Source organism: Bacillus sp. SD088 (genome assembly GCF_017355205.1).
GTDB lineage: Bacteria > Bacillota > Bacilli > Bacillales > Bacillaceae_C > Lederbergia.
Map to the genome: position 1 here is coordinate 1 of NZ_JADIJK010000001.1, position 20635 is coordinate 20635.

General features: G+C 34.1%; 17 protein-coding genes. 1 reads left to right on the forward strand and 16 read right to left on the reverse strand.

The genetic code is table 11. The features are described from left to right. Positions 1–848 precede the first annotated feature (848 nt). Positions 849–1346 carry a hypothetical protein gene (locus tag IPU53_RS00005; RefSeq protein WP_207446121.1) on the forward strand — a complete coding sequence of 166 codons (498 nt, stop codon included), beginning with the start codon at positions 849–851 and terminating at the stop codon, positions 1344–1346. Positions 1347–1826: 480 nt separating this feature from the next. Here IPU53_RS00005 and dcuC read toward each other — a convergent pair whose 3' ends face one another. The 16 genes from dcuC to IPU53_RS00085 form a co-directional block, all read right to left on the reverse strand. Then, positions 1827–3266 (reverse strand): C4-dicarboxylate transporter DcuC, encoded by a 1440-nt coding sequence (gene dcuC, locus IPU53_RS00010; RefSeq protein ID WP_207446122.1) that lies wholly within the window; start codon positions 3264–3266, stop codon positions 1827–1829. Between the two features lie 94 nt (positions 3267–3360). After that, positions 3361–4281, reverse strand: a complete 921-nt coding sequence (gene rihC / locus IPU53_RS00015) for a ribonucleoside hydrolase RihC (RefSeq protein WP_207446123.1) — start codon at positions 4279–4281, stop codon at positions 3361–3363. Between the two features lie 18 nt (positions 4282–4299). After that, the gene (gene rbsK / locus IPU53_RS00020) at positions 4300–5184 is read right to left on the reverse strand and encodes a ribokinase (RefSeq protein ID WP_207446124.1); all 885 of its coding nucleotides are present in this window, start codon (positions 5182–5184) and stop codon (positions 4300–4302) included. A 15-nt stretch (positions 5185–5199) separates the two neighbouring features. Then, positions 5200–6177, reverse strand: a complete 978-nt coding sequence (locus IPU53_RS00025) for a LacI family DNA-binding transcriptional regulator (RefSeq protein ID WP_207446125.1) — start codon at positions 6175–6177, stop codon at positions 5200–5202. 373 nt (positions 6178–6550) lie between these two features. Then, positions 6551–7960, reverse strand: a complete 1410-nt coding sequence (locus IPU53_RS00030; RefSeq protein ID WP_207446126.1) for a thermonuclease family protein — start codon at positions 7958–7960, stop codon at positions 6551–6553. Between the two features lie 171 nt (positions 7961–8131). Beyond that, positions 8132–9298: a nucleotide sugar dehydrogenase gene (locus tag IPU53_RS00035; RefSeq protein ID WP_207446128.1), complete on the reverse strand. Its 1167-nt coding sequence runs from the start codon at positions 9296–9298 to the stop codon at positions 8132–8134. A 75-nt stretch (positions 9299–9373) separates the two neighbouring features. Beyond that, entirely contained in the window at positions 9374–10021 is a 648-nt protein-coding gene (locus tag IPU53_RS00040; RefSeq protein WP_207446130.1) for an acetyltransferase, read from the reverse strand. Between the two features lie 58 nt (positions 10022–10079). Continuing rightward, positions 10080–11096 carry a dTDP-glucose 4,6-dehydratase gene (gene rfbB, locus IPU53_RS00045; protein WP_207446132.1) on the reverse strand — a complete coding sequence of 339 codons (1017 nt, stop codon included), beginning with the start codon at positions 11094–11096 and terminating at the stop codon, positions 10080–10082. Next, on the reverse strand, positions 11096–11971 hold the full coding sequence (gene rfbA, locus IPU53_RS00050; protein ID WP_207446134.1) for a glucose-1-phosphate thymidylyltransferase RfbA: 876 nt from the start codon (positions 11969–11971) through the stop codon (positions 11096–11098). The genes rfbB and rfbA overlap by 1 nt, the downstream gene beginning before the upstream one ends. A 5-nt stretch (positions 11972–11976) precedes the next feature. Continuing rightward, positions 11977–13065 carry a DegT/DnrJ/EryC1/StrS family aminotransferase gene (locus IPU53_RS00055; RefSeq protein ID WP_207446136.1) on the reverse strand — a complete coding sequence of 363 codons (1089 nt, stop codon included), beginning with the start codon at positions 13063–13065 and terminating at the stop codon, positions 11977–11979. A gap of 36 nt (positions 13066–13101) precedes the next feature. After that, positions 13102–14556: a lipopolysaccharide biosynthesis protein gene (locus IPU53_RS00060; protein ID WP_207446138.1), complete on the reverse strand. Its 1455-nt coding sequence runs from the start codon at positions 14554–14556 to the stop codon at positions 13102–13104. A 36-nt stretch (positions 14557–14592) separates the two neighbouring features. Continuing rightward, a complete protein-coding gene (locus IPU53_RS00065) occupies positions 14593–15651 on the reverse strand; it encodes a TDP-N-acetylfucosamine:lipid II N-acetylfucosaminyltransferase (RefSeq protein WP_207446140.1) in 1059 nt (352 codons plus the stop codon). Positions 15652–15719: 68 nt separating this feature from the next. Next, the gene (locus IPU53_RS00070; RefSeq protein WP_207446142.1) at positions 15720–16850 is read right to left on the reverse strand and encodes an EpsG family protein; all 1131 of its coding nucleotides are present in this window, start codon (positions 16848–16850) and stop codon (positions 15720–15722) included. Between the two features lie 61 nt (positions 16851–16911). After that, positions 16912–18114, reverse strand: a complete 1203-nt coding sequence (locus IPU53_RS00075) for a glycosyltransferase family 4 protein (RefSeq protein WP_207446145.1) — start codon at positions 18112–18114, stop codon at positions 16912–16914. Between the two features lie 49 nt (positions 18115–18163). Next, a complete protein-coding gene (locus IPU53_RS00080) occupies positions 18164–19306 on the reverse strand; it encodes a glycosyltransferase family 4 protein (protein WP_207446147.1) in 1143 nt (380 codons plus the stop codon). Next, positions 19294–20613, reverse strand: coding sequence for a nucleotide sugar dehydrogenase (locus tag IPU53_RS00085; protein ID WP_207446874.1), 1320 nt, complete (start codon positions 20611–20613; stop codon positions 19294–19296). Before IPU53_RS00085 ends, IPU53_RS00080 begins: the two co-directional genes overlap by 13 nt. Between the last annotated feature and the right edge of the window lie 22 nt (positions 20614–20635).

Sequence of the window (20635 nt, forward strand, 5' to 3'; positions counted from 1 at the left end):
TTTATGTGGAATTTTGAGTCATTCATTGTGTAAAAGAGAGCCTGTCTTTTGTAAGCGCATAACATAACTGTTTTAGAAGTCCTCGAATCAAGCAGGAGGAAAGAAAAACAACCTGTTTTTCTTCTCCTGTTTTTGCAATTTAGAGCTGGCTACCTTTCAGGAGATTGTATGTCAAAACCACAATACCGAACTTCTGAAAACTCATCTGGAGGATGTTCGACTCGACCTATCTATAAGTAATTGCCATTTTGGAAAGGAGCATTAATGTTATAGACATCTCCCCCATCTACTCCTATAAACAGTATTTTTCTCCAATACATGATAAAAGAGATTGGCAATCCTTTTAAATCTATTTAATGGGAGATTAAAAACACTCAATGGAATTTAACTTTTTAGCACTGAATGTTCAGTAAATACACGAATGCCATAAAGCTTATCAATCTAGGAATATTAATGATCATTCACTTTTTATTCTTTAAAATTCGGTTGAACGTATGTTCTTAAAAATGTATAATAATACTTAGGAGGTGTTGAAAGATTGGCAAGAAGACCATTTACTGCAACAGTAGATAAAGACTTGCAAAAAGCTTTAAAAAATCGTGCATTGAAAAAATGAATGATATGTTGGAAGCGTTTACTATTAGTTGCAAGAAGTCAATTATACCGTACAAAAGGGCAAGTAAAAGAGGAATCCACCCAACTAGCATAAGTAAACGGATTCCTCAATGCAACACCCTCCTGAGAGGTTGCAACTCTATTATATATGGGTTGCCTCCTATCAGCAAGGGGAACATAAGTGATATCCATATAACCTACAATGTTATATACAAAAAATAGGAGGAGTTTAAATGACAATCGATCTATATAGCGTAGAAAATTCAATGGTTTATAATAAGAGCTTAATAAAAGGTTTTATGGATTTTCCTTTTACTCAAGAAACCCACGAGAATCGTGATACCTATGAATCTGACAACAACCAGGATGAACCATTGTCTAGTAAAGACGTTATTCAAAAGGCCTTTATCGATATTGTCTTTTTTGAACGAGTTCATCGAGTAGCCTATAAAAAGGTGATGGCTGATTCAAAATACCGTACGGTAGACGAAGTTTCAGATCAACTCTTTTCCCAATTAAAGGAATCACTGTCTAAGGAGCAAAAAAAATTACTCCTTGAATTAGAATCATCGTGGAGCAGCAAGTATCTGATTTTCCTTGAATATTGTTATCGCCAAGGACTTGCAGACAGCCCAATGATTCACAAGGAGCTTGAAAAATTTGGGATTTCGGTTGTGAAGGAAAAACTTGAAAATAACTATATACCGCCAGAACCCGTAGTACTAAACTAACTAATTTAAAAACGAAATCGTATTATTACAACAAAACTATGTATACAGATGCCCTAACAGTTCTCAAACTGCTAGGGCATCATATAAATGTGTCATTAATTTCATCGCTTCGGAGCTCGATACCTCGCATTCTCTGCCTCTTCTACTGAACAAAACCATTGTCGACATTCAGAAGTGGCACGACAGTGAAGGGCAAGCAGCTAAAGCTGTGGTTAAGATAGTGTTGTATCCTAGTAAGTGGATCATCATTGTCATAACTGGATCATTTCCTTGTCATAGATGATCAAAAAGATAAGTGGGGCAATTGGATGGCTGTAGTCACCCTTATGTAAATGGGCTTCTTGCATACTAGAATGGGGATCCCCTGTTATGTATATGGGTTTCCTGCTAGGGTGAATGGGATTCCCCGTAACCCATAAGATTTCTCCTAATTATAAGTGCCAGGTTCTAAATTGTTTCAGAACCTGGCATCATTTTAAATCATAAGAATACGATCATGGATAAGATAAACATGAATACAATCCCTGAAAGCATTGGGACAGAAGTTCTTTTAACAATCTCAAGTGGTTCTTTTTTGGTTGTTCCGGCAACAATTAAGACGACGGCCGCAACTGGAGATATGGCACGCATAAGGTTTCCAGCTAGTCCCATTGGAATCGATAATGCAATAGGGCTAATTCCCGCTGCATTTGCAAGTGGCACTACTAATGGTACCATCGCGAAGAAAAGAGCGAGTCCACTACCACTTAGTAACACAATCAGCATGGTGATTGCAACTAAAATAAGTGGCAAAACAAAGTCAAAGCCTTGTCCCTGAACGTTTTCCATTGATGCCTGTAAAGCATCAATTAATCCAATCGATTTTAATCCCGTCACGTAAACAGAAGCGGCAACTAGAAGTGCAACAATGGGCATAGCCCCACCCATTCCTTTAAAAAATTCCTCCGTGCTTTTTAACACGCTTTTATTCCCTTTATGCCGAACTAATTCACAAATAATCGCTAAAATAAAAGATACAATCGTGGCAACTTCTACGCTAATATTAATCGCCGATCCTGTTCCTATTTGTATTCCATAGGCAATGAGCAACAAGATAATCGGAAAAATTGGTAAAATGGCATAAACAAATTTATATAATTTTCCACCTGTAACATTAGGTTGCTTCTCAGACATCTCTTCTGATTCAATCTTTCCTTCACTCTCCTGAGTACTTTGTTCCAGCTTTTTATCCATCCGCTTTTGCCAAAAATAGTGCACAATCGCAATAAAAATCAGGGTCGGAATTGAAACTAGCGCATGATAATTAAAAACATACTCTGTTACCGTTAAACCACTAAATGCTTCTTGCTTAGCTAATTCTTCTGCAATCGCGACATTGTCACTTCCTAAAGGAGTTGGAACAATTGTTGCAGATGTTGCGATCACAGCTGCAGCTGAGAGCGATGACATTCCAGCTTTCCTTAAAACCGGATACAAAGTAGCAAGCAAAATAATCGCCAAATTAGAGGCACTAGGAATAACGAGAGACAATAGATTACCTAAAAGAAACACAACTGGGACTAAAAAGTAAACCGACTTAATTTTGGAAATAGGTCTCGTTAATACATTTACTGTCACATCATTCGCGCCAATTTTAGACATATAGGCGGTATATCCACCTAACAAGAGAATAATAAATCCGGCAGCATTTAAAGTACTTTTAAATTGATCCACTATGACTTGAATGGGATCTAACAAAAAAGACCCGGATGGTACAAAGTCTTTGATCGCAATTTCCTTCCCCATCCCAATGCTGATCAGGATTAAAATGATTCCCATTAAAAAAAGTGTAATCTTAATATCCATTTTCTTGATTAACATAAATATGACAACGGCAACAGAAATAATAGCGGATGCATACATGACAATATCAAGGTTCATTGTTCTTCCTCCTCTTGTTGCTCTCAAATGTGTTGTTAGTTAGGGACACAACGGGGCCTTCATCAGCCCCATTGTTAGGAATAACCTGTCAGATTTAATTACATTTCTCTAAACTTGTAAAAAACCACTCTTTAAACTCAGATTCATTAACATCAAGGCAAACTTTAGCATTATTGGGTTTTCCTAGGTAACCCTTTAAATCGACAACTGTACAGCCACTTGTTAGGGTTCCAGTTAATTCAATATCAACGAATGTATCAGCTATCTGGAATATTTCCGGTTTTGATAAATAGGCAATGGCAAAAGCATCATACATTTTCAACCCCGTTTTCATGCTACCACCACGATATTTACTAAACAGTTGATAAGCCATATTCCCAGTTTCGTTCATATCCTTTAATTGTTCACTATCTTCTGGATAAATGAGCGCTTTTAAGCCAACATCGAGTCCTGCCATCACAATGGGTACACCACTATGGAAAACAATCTTTGCGGCTTCTGGGTCTGCATAGATATTAAATTCCGACATGACGCCGGCATTTCCTCTAGCCGTAGACCCCCCCATAAGCACAATTTCTTGAATGTTTTCCTTCACTTCAGGATAAACCTTAAATAACAAGGCAATATTCGTTAAGGGGCCAATCGGAACAAGGGTGATTGGTTCAGCACTGGTTGTAATAATCCGCCGCATCGCTTCTACTGCATTTTCTTTTAATAATAGGTCCTTGGTTGGCTCTTCGAAATCAAAACCATCCATACCCGTTGATCCATGAATACCACTTGCGTCAATTGGTGCTTTAATCAGTGGTCGATCGGCCCCTTTCGCAACAGGGATGTCTTTTTTAAAGAACTTAAGTAAACGAAGGGCATTATACGTTACTTTTTCGAGACTGACATTCCCCGCAACTGTCGTAATAAGTCGCACATCTAACTTCTCACTATATAGAGCGATCGCTATCGCAATTGCATCATCAATTCCAGGATCTGTGTCGATAATAATTGGCCTTTTTGTCATTTCGTTCTCCTCCTAAAATTAGTTATTGGTAAGAAAAGTTTTTACCTGTTCCTCTGTTGGCATTCCCGTTTGTGCCCCTAATTCCGTGATCGAGATTGCCGCAACAGCGCTACTAAAAATGCATGCTTCTCTTAAAGAAAGTCCCTTGCTTAGAGCCACTGCCAATCCGCCATTAAAAGCATCACCTGCACCAGTTGTATCCTTTACATCTACCTTAAAAGCTGGAACATCGATCCTTTTATCATTTTGATAAAAAGAAACACCCGACTCTCCTCTTGTCACAATTAACTTTTTCTGAAGTTCGTTTAAATCCCTGTTCTTCATTAAAAGTGTTTCTTCATGCTCATTTGGTGTCACATAATCAATCTGTCTGATCAGAGTATCCGGTAATTCTCTGATTGGTGCAGGATTCAAAATCACCTTTACATGATGTTCCTTAGCTATTTCAGTTGCTCTTATAACACTTTCTAAAGGAATTTCTAGTTGTAAAATAACGACATCACTGTTCGCAATCACTTCTCGCTTTGATTCAATAAAGTCTACGGTGACAGAGCCATTAGCTCCAGGAGTAACAATGATTCGGTTATCTTGGTCCGAAACAAGAATCGTAGCGGTTCCCGTCACAACATCGGTAACCGGTTCCACATTACTTACATTCACACCATTTTCTTCTAAATTGTGAAGTAGCTGTTTCCCAAAAGCATCTTGTCCAACACAACCAATCATGGAAGTGCGGGCCCCAAGTCTAGCTGCTGCGATCGCTTGATTAGCCCCTTTCCCTCCAGGATTCATTTGAAATTGTTGTCCAAGTAAAGTTTCACCTTTGTTAGGAAGTTTATCTGTCATGGTGACCAAATCCATATTTATACTTCCGACCACCGTAATTTTAGGTTTAAAGGTCATAGTATGGATCCCTCCTTATGTTGATTGTCTTTCTACAAGCTGTACCCCAAGAACATGATATACACGATCAATAGCTGATTGACCTTCTATGAGCTCCACAAGCATAGTAGCGGCCCTTTCCCCTAGTTGATAGATCGGTTGAGCGATGGTTGTTAACTCAGGTATGGTTGCTTTTCCAAGTGAAATGCCATCAAAACCAATCACCGCAATATCCCTTGGGGTATGATATCCAAGTTGGTTAATAGCTTTAATTGCTCCAATCGCCATTGTATCATTTGCCGCGAAAATACCATCTATTTCTGGGTGGAAATGCAGAAGCCTTTTTGTGCCCTCAATGGCTGATTCCATGTTGTAATGTCCTTCCACCACATAGCTACTTTCAAACCAATCAGCGGCACCTATCACATTCAGATACCCTTTATATCTCTCTGTTGCATTCAAAATATGGCTTGGTCCTTTAATGTGTCCAATCCTCTTTCGACTTTGATCTAGTAGAAATTGGGTTGCAATCTGTGCCCCTTTTGTGTTGTCTACAATAACTGTAGGGATTTCTTTACTAATCTCCCGGTCAACACACACAACTGGAATTGAAAGCTTTTCAATTTGTTCTGCTTTTAAATTATTAGAAGAAACAATGATTCCATCCACATATTTCTGTAAAAGAACATCTAAATAATGTTGTTCTTTTACCTGATTATCATCTGTATTGCATAATATAATATTATAACCCAGTGTCGAGGCAACATCCTCAACAGCCCTAGCAAGTTCTGGAAAAAATGGATTCATGATGGTTGGCACCATTAAACCAATCGCCTTAGATTGTTTTTTAAACAAACTCCTTGCGACCTCATTTGGTTTATAATCTAGTGTTTTAATCGCCTGCTCTACCTTTTTCCGCGTTTCCACACTCACATAACCCTTATTATTTAAAACTCTGGATACAGTCGCAACCGAAACACCTGCATGTTTCGACACATCTTTAATAGAAGACAAAATGCCCACTCCATTTTCTGAAATAATAGGTAACCGGTTACACATATTGTAACGTGCCTACTTAAAAAAGTCAATGCAAAACAACAGCGATTTCAGAAAGTGTTCACATCCGAATCAGGTTGTGGGACCATGTAAAATGTCACAGAAAACACATAGTAAAAGTGTCATCTCCGATGTAACATGATAAGTTTTTGTTCCATTAAACGCCAGCCGAGATATTAAACAAAAGCCACCGTTAGTCTATGTACGCACACCAAAAACTTTAGTATCTCATTCTCATTCTTAATCTAATAATTGACTAATAAAAATAAGCTGTATATCTAATTCAATATTTTAACTGATTGAGAGTTACTTTGGCAGAAAGTGTTCAATTCTATCGAGCAGAATCTGTCCACTTTAGTTTAGCAGTTACATAAGTGCTTCCAGGAACATGATAGATGCCATTTTGACTTCCCTTTATGTCACAACTAGCTGTTTCTGCTGGTGGATCAGGGGTTTTTGCCGGTGCAGGAGCTGAGTTTTCTTCTGTTTTTGGTTTAGAAGGCGCTTGTGTCTTTGTTTCCTCTTTTACTTTTGGTTTCGTTTCTGTACTCGCTGGCTTCTCTTCTTTAGGCGCCTTCGCCATCTTTTCCGAATCTTTTTTTGGTGCTGGTGTTGAAGCAATTGATTTCTTTTCCTTGCTCTCTTTCTTTCCTTTATTTGCTACTTTTTCTTTCTTTTTCTCTGGATCACTAAATCCATTTTTTTGGACGTAATTTTTAATACTCCAAATGCCAATTTCTTTTTCTTTAGCTTTGTCTTGAGTCTTGTTGAAATCATCAAGGTATTTTGTATTATCTGAGGATTCTTCTAGTTTTGCTAACCCTTTTTCTATCAAAGTATTATTGTAAAGGACATCTTCTATCCAAACATACGCGAGAAGTCTTCCATCCTTGTCCTTTTCTTGGTCATCAAACTCTAAGGTAACGGCTTTTTCTTCCAAACTTTTGGAGGTGAATTCAAGTGCATCTGTTCCAAATGGTTGTTCACCTTTTTTTGAATGTTTTGCTTCTGGAACAGCCACAGAACTCATTCTTACCTCTTCTTCTTTTCCATCTAGTTGAACTAGGATCGTATTGCCATCAATAACTTTTGTTACTTCAGCTTTGACACCTTCCACATCACTGGGTGGAGACCGTTCAGCTGGGATCGTAACATTGGCTGAGACGAATAATTGCTGATCATCATCTAATAAAGGCCCAATAAGGAGCTTAGCGTCCTCCCCAATGACCTCTAATACTGCATCAGGCTGTTGATCTGCAAGTGAGACTTCTATCGCTTGCTCCCCTGGCTTTAATTCTTCAATCGGAACGACATCCATGGAAAAGCTGCCATCTTTTATCGACACAGCCTGATCAAAACTTTCACCTTTATCATTTTGTAATGTAATAACTAACTCGGTAGCATCTGGAAGATTAGTTGTACCAGTAACCTCCAATTGATTATCCTTAATTGCACTTTGAATTTGCATTTCAGGTGTGAACGTCTTCACTTCTTGCTCATCTGTAACGCTAGCCTCCTCTACCTCATTCTCAAAAGAAGGTGAATTCAAGATAATCATAAAAAATGTAACAAAAGAAATAATAAACAAAGCCAATGACGCCCCAGCGCCAATTGCTCCACTTTTAATGGAAAGCCCTTTATTGCCAATGGCCCTAAGTAATAATAAACCGACAAATATAAAAGTCGCTATCCCTCCAACGACCATTAGTATTCCAAAAAGAAGACTAAATAAAATATCCATTTCCATCCCCCAGTTCATACACTCTACAACTTTAGTAGATTCCCTTATTTATTTTTCTTTATCTATCTCTATATAAATTTAATTACAAGTTGTGACAACGCTTCCATTTATTGGTAAAAGGAGGGAAGAGTTGCATTTATTAACTCTTCTCATTAAATTTTACTGTCAGCTTCAATCTCGACTGAACAAATCTCTTGTGTAGACCTTATCCTTTACTTCTTGTAGGTCATCAGATAAGCGATTGGCGACAATGACATCAGAGATTTTCTTGAATTCTTCAAAATCGTTGACTACTCTAGATTTATAGAAATCATCCTCAGATAGAGCTGGTTCATATACTACGACTTCAATTCCTTTGGCTTTAATTCGTTTCATAATACCTTGGATGGCTGATTGCCGGAAATTGTCGGAGTCAGTCTTCATTGTAAGTCTGTAGATCCCAACAACTTTAGGATTTCTGTTAAGAATCCTATCGGCAATATGGTCTTTCCGAGTTCGATTGGCGTCCACAATAGCGGTCATAATATTATTCGGCACATCTGCATAATTGGCCAAAAGCTGCTTTGTATCTTTTGGTAGACAGTAACCGCCATATCCAAAGGAAGGGTTATTATAATGTGTACCTATACGTGGATCCAGCCCAACGCCATCGATAATTTGTTTAGCATCTAACCCTCTAACTTCTGCATAGGAATCCAATTCATTAAAGAATGCAACCCTCATCGCAAGATATGTATTGGCAAATAGTTTAATAGCTTCGGCTTCTGTTGAATTTGTAAAGAGAATATCGATACCTTCCTTCTGTGCGCCTTCTGCTAATAAATCAGCAAACACTTTCGCCCGCTCAGATTGTTCTCCAACCACAATCCTTGATGGGTTAAGATTATCATAAAGGGCTCTTCCCTCTCTCAAAAACTCTGGCGAGAAGACAATATTATCTGTTTCAAATTTCTCTCGGACCGTTTCCGTGTATCCTACTGGAACGGTTGACTTAATCACCATGACTGCATCTGGATTGATTGATAGAACACTCTCAATCACGGCCTCGACCGTGCTCGTATTAAAATAATTCATTTCCGGATCATAATTAGTTGGTGTCGAAATAATAACATATTCAGCATCCTTAAATGCTTCAGTATTATCTGTCGTAGCAGTTAAAGTTAAATCTTTTGTCGCTAAAAACTCCTCAATTTCATTATCTGAAATGGGTGATCTTTTATTATTAATCATATCCACTTTTTCTTGAATAACATCAAGTGCAATAACTTCATTATGTTGGGCTAGTAGAACTGCATTAGAAAGTCCTACATAGCCTGTACCTGCAATTGTGATTTTCATTATCCTACACTTCCTCAAATCTACTTATCAACTAATTTTTATATTCACACAATACTCCTACTCAAATAAATTAACTTACACATATTTTTCATCTATCTTTCTTTCTCGAATGATTTTAGCAGGTGATCCAAAAGCTAAAACACCATCAGGAATATCCCTAATGACCGTAGAGCCTGCACCAATTAATGTTCCATACCCAATCTTGGCCTTTTGAATAACAGTGGAGCCCATTGAAATGGTAACCAATTCTCCTATCACTGCATTGCCACCAATCGCTACACCAGGTGCAATAGTAGAATAATTTCCGACGGTAACATCATGACCCACTGAAGAATTTGTGTTAATTATACATTGTTTACCTATAATTGCATTTGCGTTAATAATAGCACCAGCAACCACAACGGTTCCATCACCAATTTTAACGTCTTTCCCTATTACAGAGTTAGGATGAATTGCATTGATGAACTGAAAGTTATTGTTGATTTTCTTTATTTTATCAGCTACTTTATTTCTTCCATAATTGTCCCCTATTGCAATAATTCCTTTATCGAAATGGGTAAGGTTAGCTATCTGATCAATAATAGGATAGCCCATTATATTCGTTCCTATTAATTCTGGAGTGTCCGCAAAAAGACCAGCTATCTTATATTTATTTTGCTTCTCCAATATATCAATTATAACTCTTGCGTGACCACTGGCTCCAAAGATAACTATTTCGTCCACGTTAAACATCTCCATAGATAGAAAATTGAAATTAACATTCACATTTTTAGAAAAGAAGTTAGTTTATGTTTCCATATTGATTTTTGAAATAGTTCCTATATTCCCCTTCAATAATAGCCTGCCACCAATCTTTATTCTCCAAATACCAATCGATGGTTTGTTCAATTCCTGTCTCAAATGTATACTTTGGTTTCCAACCTAATCGTTCTAATTTAGTAGGATCTATTGCGTATCGTTTATCATGTCCTAAACGATCTTCCACAAACTCAATTAGGTCATCTGATTTATTTAATGTACTAATTATTTGTTTGACAACTTCTAGATTGGTCTTTTCATTATGTCCACCTACATTAAAAACCTCACCACTATCAGCTTTGTGTAAAACTAAATCAATTGCGGAGCAATGATCGTATACATGTAGCCAGTCTCGTACATTTTTACCATCGCCATATACTGGTACTTTGTCATTTTTTAAAACTCTAGATATAGTAAGTGGTATTAATTTTTCTGGAAAATGGTAAGGGCCGTAATTATTGGAACACCTTGTAATATTTACAGGTAAACTATATGTCTCATGATATGCTCTTACCAAAAAATCGGATGATGCCTTACTTGCGCTATATGGACTATTCGGACGCAACGGAGTATTTTCTGTAAAAAATGTATTAGGATCAAAATTCAATTCACCATAGACCTCATCAGTTGATACATGGATAAATTTTTTAACTCCTATTTTTTTAGCGGCATCTAACAATATTTGTGTCCCCAATACATTAGTACGGATAAAGATTTCAGGATCGGAAATTGATCTGTCTACATGGCTTTCAGCAGCAAAGTGAATTACATAATCAAAATCCCTCTCTTGAAATAATTGCATTATTGTTTTACGATCAGCAATGTCAGCTTTAATAAATTGGTAATTTTTTTTCTTCTCTATCATAGAATGCTTTGTAAGATCTCCAGCATAAGTTAGTAAGTCTAGATTAACAATATTATATTCTGGGTACTTGTTGACCATATATTGAACAAAGTTCCCCCCAATAAAGCCAGCACCGCCTGTTACTAAAATATTCATTATTGTTCTCCTTCATTTAGTAAATCAATTAAATATTTACCGTAGTCCGTTTTTATTAATGGCTCCGCTAATCTTTTCACCTGGCTTTTATCTATATAACCTCTGCGGTAGGCTATTTCTTCAATACAGGATATATAAAATCCTTGTCTTTTTTGGATAGCTTCTACAAAATTTGAAGCTTCTAATAATGATTCATGAGTTCCCGTATCCAACCAGGCCAAACCACGACCTAATAACTGAACTTTCAACTTTCCATCATTCATATACCTTTCAATTACCGAAGTAATTTCTAGCTCACCTCTATCAGAAGGCTTAACTTGTTTTGCATACTCTACAACATTTTTATCAAAGAAATATAGACCTGGAATCGCATAAGACGACTTGGGGATTTCAGGTTTTTCTTCAATAGAAATCGCGTTACGCTGATCATCTACTTCCACTACTCCATAGCGTCTAGGGTCCTTTACGTAGCAACCAAAAATCAAAGCTCCTTGCTCTAACTTAGCTTCACGTTGCACAATATTACCGAAATTGGAACCATAAAAAATGTTATCTCCTAAAACTAATGCCACGGATGATTCCCCAATAAAGTCTTCTCCTACGATGAAAGCTTCTGCCAACCCTCTTGGTTTATCTTGAATTTTATACTGAATGTCTAAACCTAAGTGATTACCATCGCTTAGTAGTTCTTGAAACATTGGTAAATCCCTAGGTGTTGAGATAATAAGAACCTCTCTTATACCTGCTAACATAAGTACTGACAACGGATAATATATCATTGGTTTATCGTAGATTGGTAACATCTGTTTTGATGCTGCTCGTGTCAAAGGATATAATCTAGTTCCAGATCCTCCTGCCAAAATAATACCTTTCATTACATTCACCACTTACCTTTTATTATTTTACAAATTTTATCTACTATTTCTAATTCTAAATCAGGATATATAGGCAAAGTTAATATGCGATCAGAAATATATTTTGCAATCGGTGTTTGCTCACTACTGTAATTATAGCAATTAATCTCGTTAGTTAATGGATAAAAATATTTCCTTGCAAATATATCATTTTTACTCAACCCATCCATTATTTCATCTCTAGAATATAAATAGCCATCAAATATAACCGGAAAATAGGCATAATTTTGCTTCACATTTTGCTGGGCAATTGGAAGTTTTATACCGTCTACTCCTTCTAGATGTTCAAAGTACCTTTCCGAAACTGCCTTACGCTTTTTAATAGATTCCTCCACGTAACGTAAATTACACAGCCCCATTGCTGCTTGAAATTCATTCATTTTAGCATTTGTTCCTATGTAATCAATGGACTCAGAGTTTGTAATTCCAAAATTTTTATAGCTTTCTATCTTACTTTTTATACTAGCATCCTTAAAGGTAACCGCACCACCTTCGATCGTATGAAAAACTTTCGTTGCATGGAAGCTAAACATTGACGCATCTCCAAAGTTACCTACTGCAACACCGTTTTGCTCTTCACCAAAAGCATGTGCCGCATCATAAATAACTTTCAAATTATATTTCTGTGCAATCTTTTCAATAGAGTCGACATCACAGATATTACCATAGACATGAACCGGTAAGATCGCTGATGTTTGATCGGTAATCAAACTTTCCAAATGATCAGGGTCAATGGTCAAACTTTCCGGATTTATATCACAAAATAGTGGATTCAATCCATTACGAACAATCGCATGCGTAGTTGAAACAAATGTGAAAGGAGTGGTGATTACTTCTCCAGTTAAATTCATAGTTTTAATAATAGCTTCAAGTGCTTGGTGCCCGTTATTAAAAAGGCTTATATTAGGCGTATGAAGAAACTCATTTAAATCCTTTTCTAACTGTCTATGTTTCTCTCCATTATTTGTTAACCATCGCGTTTCCCATAACCCTTTAATTTCATCAATATATTCTTCAAATGGAGGCATTGATGACTTTGTTACCTGGATTGGCATAAAAACCACCTTCTAAAATTAATTTGGATTTTCAATTTACCTTTTCCCAATACTTTTTAACATTCGAATCATAATTGTAAACTCTTTTAATCTTAATAACATACTCCCAACTAAGTATATCAGTATTCCAGATATAATTTGAATGAGTAGGTTAACAGAATAGATATTAAAAATATTACTCATTAAATAGACAACAATAGACATAATCCCTGCCAGCAACAGTGACGGTAGCATATCTTTTACTTGGTTAAAAAATGAATAATCAATTTCCCTTGCAGAATAATACGTATTAATAGCAAGACTTATAAAAGAACTAACTATTGCGGCATATATTAACCCTTCAATTGAACTTGTATATATAACTGCCACCACTATTAAAATTGTTAAGATTAGTTTTTTTATTACTTCCAATAATAGGAATAGATCTGATCTATTTCTTACTTTTAATATATTTAAATTAATAGCATGAATGGGATATAGCATCCCTGCGATACATAACAATTGAAAATATATGATGGATGGTATCCATTTATCGCCTAATAAAAGTGGAATAAGATTTGGCGCTATTGCCACTAGCCCCAGCATAAAGGGGAAAAACAAATAAGAGGTCATTTGAATTAACCTCTGATAATTTCCAGCAAGTTTCTTACTATCATCTTGAATATTACTAAACACCGGATATGTTACCTTTTGAATAGCTTGCGAGATCGATTGGGATGATACATCTTTTAATTTATTCGCATTCGTATAGTATCCTAATTGCGCGACAGGATATATCTTACCTATGATAATGAAATAAATATTTTGGTAAATAGTATCAATTAGACTTGATAATAGCAACTTATAGCCAAATATGAAGTACTTTTTAAATAATACAACATTGAATTGTAACGAAGGAAACCAACGATTATTGCTCATTAATAATATTGCTATCATTAACTGCATGAAAACCTGTTGAGCCACTAAGCTCCAGACTCCTGCACCAGACAATGCCATTCCTATTGCTACTGCCCCAGAAATTATTCCTGCAATAACGCTAACCTTTGTTTGTGTTTTAAAATCTAACTTCCTTATAAGCATGACTCGTTGAATAACTGAAAATGCATTGATTATAACAACAAGCATGACCACACGTAAAATTTTAATTAGCTCCGGTTCATTATAAAAATTCGCAATCCATGAAGCTACAAAAAAGATTATGAAATAGACCATTATAGAAACAACCAAATTATAATAAAAAACTGTTGAATAAGCCTCTTTGTCAATTTTCTTTTCTCTAATTAAAGCTTGATCCATACCGCTCTGCACAAATGTTGTAGAAATAGCAATAAAAATTGTGATCATACCAATTAATCCGAAATGTTCAGGTAAAAGTAATCTAGCTAAAATAATTTGAATGATTAATTGAATACCTTGTTTGGAAATTAGTTCGACGAAACTCCAAACGAAACCATTTATAGTTTTAGATCTTAATTGCGTACTTTTTGACATAATTCAACCTCAGCTCTAATCCAGTCAACTTTATAACTAGTCACTAAATATATTTATCCAATGTTCTTTTACTTTATTAATATCATATCTTATTGAAGCTTCATTTTTGTTATGATCTCGTTTTTCTTCATCTAAGTTACATAAAAAGTTTAAATTTTTATGTTCAATATCATTTACCGTAGATAGATAATATTTTTCATTTAATTCATCCCACATAGTTGTACCTTTCCTGATAAATACCTTTTTACCAAGATATAGTAATAAATAAATGTTTCCCATTGCTTGCTGTCTGTCATTGTTGAAAATTCCAACGTCCATTGTATTTAATAAATTTATATAATCAGCTCTATCCATAAATTCTGTTATCGGAATAAATTTACCTTCAAATATACTTTTACCTATACTGATTATTTTTTCTGCATAATCACTATTTCCATATGATAGTGGAACATATAATTTAATGTTTTCATCTTTAAACTTTGATAATTTCCGCAAAATATCCTCATGTTTATTAGATTCAGTTGCCGAATTACCTAATAAAATTTGTATGTCTTTCCCCCTTTTATAATCTTTCAGCTCTATTTTATTAATTATCTCAGTATTGACAGGATATATTGCATTATATCTATACTTTGCCTTTGTATGGTACCAATCCTTAGCTAACCTATAATCGCCTTCCACTATTGGGAGTATTTCATACATATTTTTGATCACAAATTTCCTTACAAACTCCAATGTCTTTTGTTTAAAAGTAACTTTTGGCTTTTTATATTTATAAAGATCAGCTCCCCACAATATCCAGTAGCATTTCTTTAAAATCCATGGTTGAAAAAATAGTAACACTAAAATTTTGGGGTCTATTAATAAAGAATGCAAGAATATCTTATCTGATTGATTCATCTTCATTATTAAAAGTAAGAAATCTTTACTATTTTTCACATAAAATTTATTGTTTTTTATACTATGAACTTCTTCTTGGCTACTTTTATTTGTTCTAATTGCAAAAAAGTGATCTTCTTCATCAAAATAATCTTCAATAAATTTATTAAATGGATCTGTAAATTTCTCTCGTTTTTGAATATGTAATATAGACATTGTCACCATCCCTAATATGCACAAAACATTATTAAAATGTAATATATATCCTATACGGCGTATTAAAACTAAAATAAACTAGTCCTTAATTGTACTAAAAACAAGAACTGAAAAATCATAAAAGTTATCAAATACATTAAAATAAAAACAAACAACAGACGATTTTTTCCTTTTAAATTAATAATAATCTCTTTCAATATAAAAAAGTTACCTATACTTAGGGTAAACTCAATTCTTCTTGCTAAAATAGTCGAATCCATTGCCCAGAAAAAAATAAATATTAAACTAGCGAGAATCTGTGAGTTTAGTAATATTTTTAAAAAGTCGCTTTTACATATATCTTTATAGTATGAAATAGCAACCACTATAAGTATAATATTTAGAAAAATCGGCAAATACCATGTAGAATATAGAAAAAGACCTTGCAAAAAACTATCAACCTCATAGTTAGCATCAATATATCGTTGAAATTTATATAAGATTCTATCAGTATTACTTATATCCATGTTATTTGTTATAGTTAAGATTAAATTCTTGAACAAAAAACCCAATAAGAACAAACTAACAAATAAAGTAGCATATTTTTTTATAGTCCATTTAATTTTAAGAAAAGGTCTGATAAGAAAATTAAGGATACTTGAATAATGGAAAAATATCGATACAATAATCTTCCAAAAATATCTGAATTCCTTTTTTATTGATAATGAATATAAAGCACTTAAATAAATTGCTGCCGCAAAAAACTGTCTTATCACATCTAAAGGTCCCCGTAGTGCATATAACAAAAGAAAGAGCAGAAATGTAAGAAATACATGCTTTTTCTCATGATTAAATATAACTCTATAAATAACAAATAAAGGTATAATTGCAGATAAAAAAAGGAACACATTGAACCCTAAACCGTACCTTTTTAGATATGATATTATTAAAACAAAACCAGGCTCAATATAATACTCAAACATTGTTTGTATAAAATCAAAATTCAATACAATAATCGGTTGTTCATCAAATATCTGTTTATAAGAATTAATGTCAGTACCAATAACTCTATATCCTGCAAATATTGAAAAACTAATAATAGCTAAAACAAGGATTCCTTTTTTAGCTCTGTATGAAAAACTTTTTTCATATGAAGATAATATATAAAACAATAGAAGAAATAGTGTTACTATAAGATAGTTAATAATTATTTCTGACATTGATAACTCCTCAAAAATTCTAATACACAATCTCCCTTATTTCAAATCTATAAGGTGAAAATCATGTATTTTGAAATTTAATTATTGTCTGTTCAACAACTTCAAGATAATGAGATGACAACTGCTTCTGAGTCATGTTTCTTGCAGTAGAAAGTGCATTTTTCACAATTATTTTTTTTTGATTCTCTTCTAACATCAAAGATTTATTTAACACACTAGTCAACTCATTTACATTCCTTGGTTCACACAAAAATCCATTGATTCCATCTTGAATAACTCCATCAATACCCTCACCTTTTGAGCCAATGGTAATGCAGCCTTTCGCCATTGCCTCTAAATAGACAAGCCCAAATGTCTCTGGGGAACTAACCATTGCAAATATATCTGACTTCTGCATTTCATCTAAAACCTGCTCTCGATTTAAAAAGCCAAGAAACTCAATTTTATCTTTAGAATCTACACTATTCATTAATTTTACTAATTTTTCCCTTTCAGGCCCATCCCCAGCAATTTTCAAAACTATATTTTTTTCAGAAGAAATCCTATCAAATGCCCTTATTAACACATCAATATTTTTTAATTTTATTAAACTAGCTGCTACAAAGATAGTTTTTATAGGGGAGTTCCCTTTTTCCCTTAGTAGTGTTTCATTAATAATTAATTTTTCTTCTATGCCAGATGGAATCACAAAAGTTCTTTCATGATCTAATTTTAGCTCCTCAAATTTCAATTTCAATGCAGAACTTCTAAATCCAATACTATCAATGTTATTCATTATAGAAGTAAAACGATTAAATCTTTTTTTATAATTTCTCAAATGATTGACATCAGACTGATGCATAGTCAGGACTAGAGGAGTGTTTATGTCTTTCTTAATTTCATTCGCAATAAATAATGAAGGATTAAACATATGACAAACAACAATGTTCGGATGGAAACCATCGGAAATAATTTTTAAAATTTTATTACGTGCTTTTTGAATATCAGTATTGGAGTATTCTAATTTAGGGAATTTAGTTATACTGACCCTATTTACTTCGACACCTTCAAGAAAGAACTTTTGATCATGCTTATGAGAAGTTGCTTTTTTACCTTTTTCAAAAAAGTTAAAGAGACTTGGATACTTTGGCCAAACTTTAACTACCTTAACCTCATGTCCTAAACTTACCCAATCTTTAACAAAGTAGTGTAGGGCATAAGATTTTTCTTTTCTTGACTGCCCTTCATAGCCAGGGTATAACGTTGTAATTAGTAATATTTTCATTATAGTCACTTTCCTTATTTACAGAGCTATCTCAAAAAATATGATTCAATTAAATCATTCGCTTGTAAAGTTCAATGTATTGGTTATTTATTTCTTTCCAATCAAACTTTTGACATCTGTGAATATTATCGCTTGATATCTGTTGATGATTTTTAATGACTTGAATAAGTCTATCTTTTATATTTTCTTTATCAAAGCAGTTTACACTATACCCTACTTCTCCATCATAAAATTGCCCATCAAACCCTTGATTCTTTGTATATATTATAGGTAAGCCCTGACTCATTGCCTCGGCATAGACTAATCCGAAAGTTTCTGTTATAGAAGGCATCACAAAAATATCATTATTCCGATAAACTTCAAGTAATCTTTCTTTTGGCAAGGGAGGTATATAATCAACAAATTTTTCTGAGGTTATTTTATTAAAGATTTCATTATCTTTCACATTTCCTACGATTGTGTATTTAATCTTATATCCTTCATCTATTAATAATTTAATCGCCTGAACAGTTGCTGATTGATTTTTATTCCTATTAATATCTCCGACTTGCAGGATTCTTACTTTTTCAGTTTGCTTTAATGGATTTTCTTTTCTATCAAATTTGTTTCGAAACCAAAAATGGTCTATTCCATTTGGAATGACTCTAATTTTCCTTTCAATTATCGATCGGTCTTTTGAAGGTATATAGTTATTTATTACTAATTTCTTATAGGAATCAGACAAAAATATAATATATTCCGCACTTTTAAGTATATTAACACCTAAATTTCTTAAATGGATCATTTTTTTAAAAAATACATTTACATCTGTATTTCTAACAGCCACAATATAAGGAGTATTATACTTTTCTTTTAGTTTATAGGCTATATACCCATTAGTAAATAGAGAGTGTGCATGAATAAGGGAATAATTATCGACTTTAAAATTTTTAATTACTCCCCTTAAAATTTTTCCGTTTTTAATATGAAAAAAAGCTCTATCATATTTACTATAACTTTCACTAACTTTTGTATACTCACCATAGTCAAAATTATTATCAATATGTGATGTTGGGACTGGGACAAATACATCTATTCCAATGCCATCTCTAACTTGCTTATCATATAAATTTTTGTAAAACCTACTAGTACTGTAATATGAGTTAATATGAAGAACTCTCATGCTAGCACTCCCATTTTTTATAATTTCCAATAAAGATATCCTTGCTCCTGAACAGCTTCTCGGTCGAAAAATCCCTTTACATCTATCAATACTTTTTCATTATTCTTAAAATCACCAAATAATTTATTAAGTCGCCTTAAATCTATGTTTTTAAATTGATCATGTGCAACTGCAAGAACAATACAATCAGCCTCTTGAACATCTTCCATTCGCTGTAATTCAAATCCATATTCATCTAGCACATCTTTTTCATCAGCCATAGGATCAACAACTATAGGCTTTACCCCAAAATCGTTTAGTATTTTAATGATATCAATAACTTTAGAATTTCTTATATCCGGAGTATTTTCTTTAAAGGTGATTCCTAAAATCACGACCTTGGCTTGTTTTACTTTTTTATTAGCTTGAATTAATTTCTTTATAATTGCATCTGCAATGAATTCGCCCATTCCATCATTGATTTTTCTACCTGATAAAATTATTTGGCTGTGATAGCCTAAGCGTTCTGCCTCGTATATAAAATAGTAGGGATCCACGCCAATACAATGCCCGCCCACAAGTCCTGGATGAAATCCCAATGCGTTCCATTTTGTATTCATTGCCTCTAAAACTTCTTTAGTATCAATATCCATACGATCAAAAACCATTGCCAGCTCATTCATAAATGCAATATTAATATCTCGTTGACTATTCTCAACAACTTTTGCAGCCTCCGCTACTTTAATAGAACCCGCTTTATGAACACCGGCTTGAATGACTAACTCATATACTTTCGCAATTTCTTCTAAGCTCTCTTTATCCATACCAGAAACTATCTTAGTGATTGTTTCTAATGTATGAACTTTATCTCCTGGATTAATGCGTTCCGGAGAGTAGCCCACCTTAAAATCGATACCACATTTCAAACCTGATTCCTTCTCTAGGATTGGAATACACACGTCTTCTGTTACACCTGGATAAACTGTCGATTCGTATACAACTATCGAACCCTTGGATAAATTCCTACCGATAACAGCACTAGCACCTTCTACCGGCGCAAGATCAGGAGTTTTATCCATATTAATTGGAGTAGGAACAGCAACAATATGAAACTTTGCCTCCCTTAGCTTTGTTTCATCAGCTGTAAAATCAACAGTGGTTTCTTTAATTGCATTACTTCCTACTTCATTTGTGGGATCAATGCCCTGCTTATATAACTCAATCTTTTTTGCATTTAAGTCAAATCCTATAGCATCTACTTTCTTTGCAAACGCAACTGCTATTGGCATTCCAACATATCCTAATCCAATTATTGCTAGTTTTTCTTTTCTATTTAATAAATCATTAAACAACATTATGACTTCACTCCTTAACTTGTTT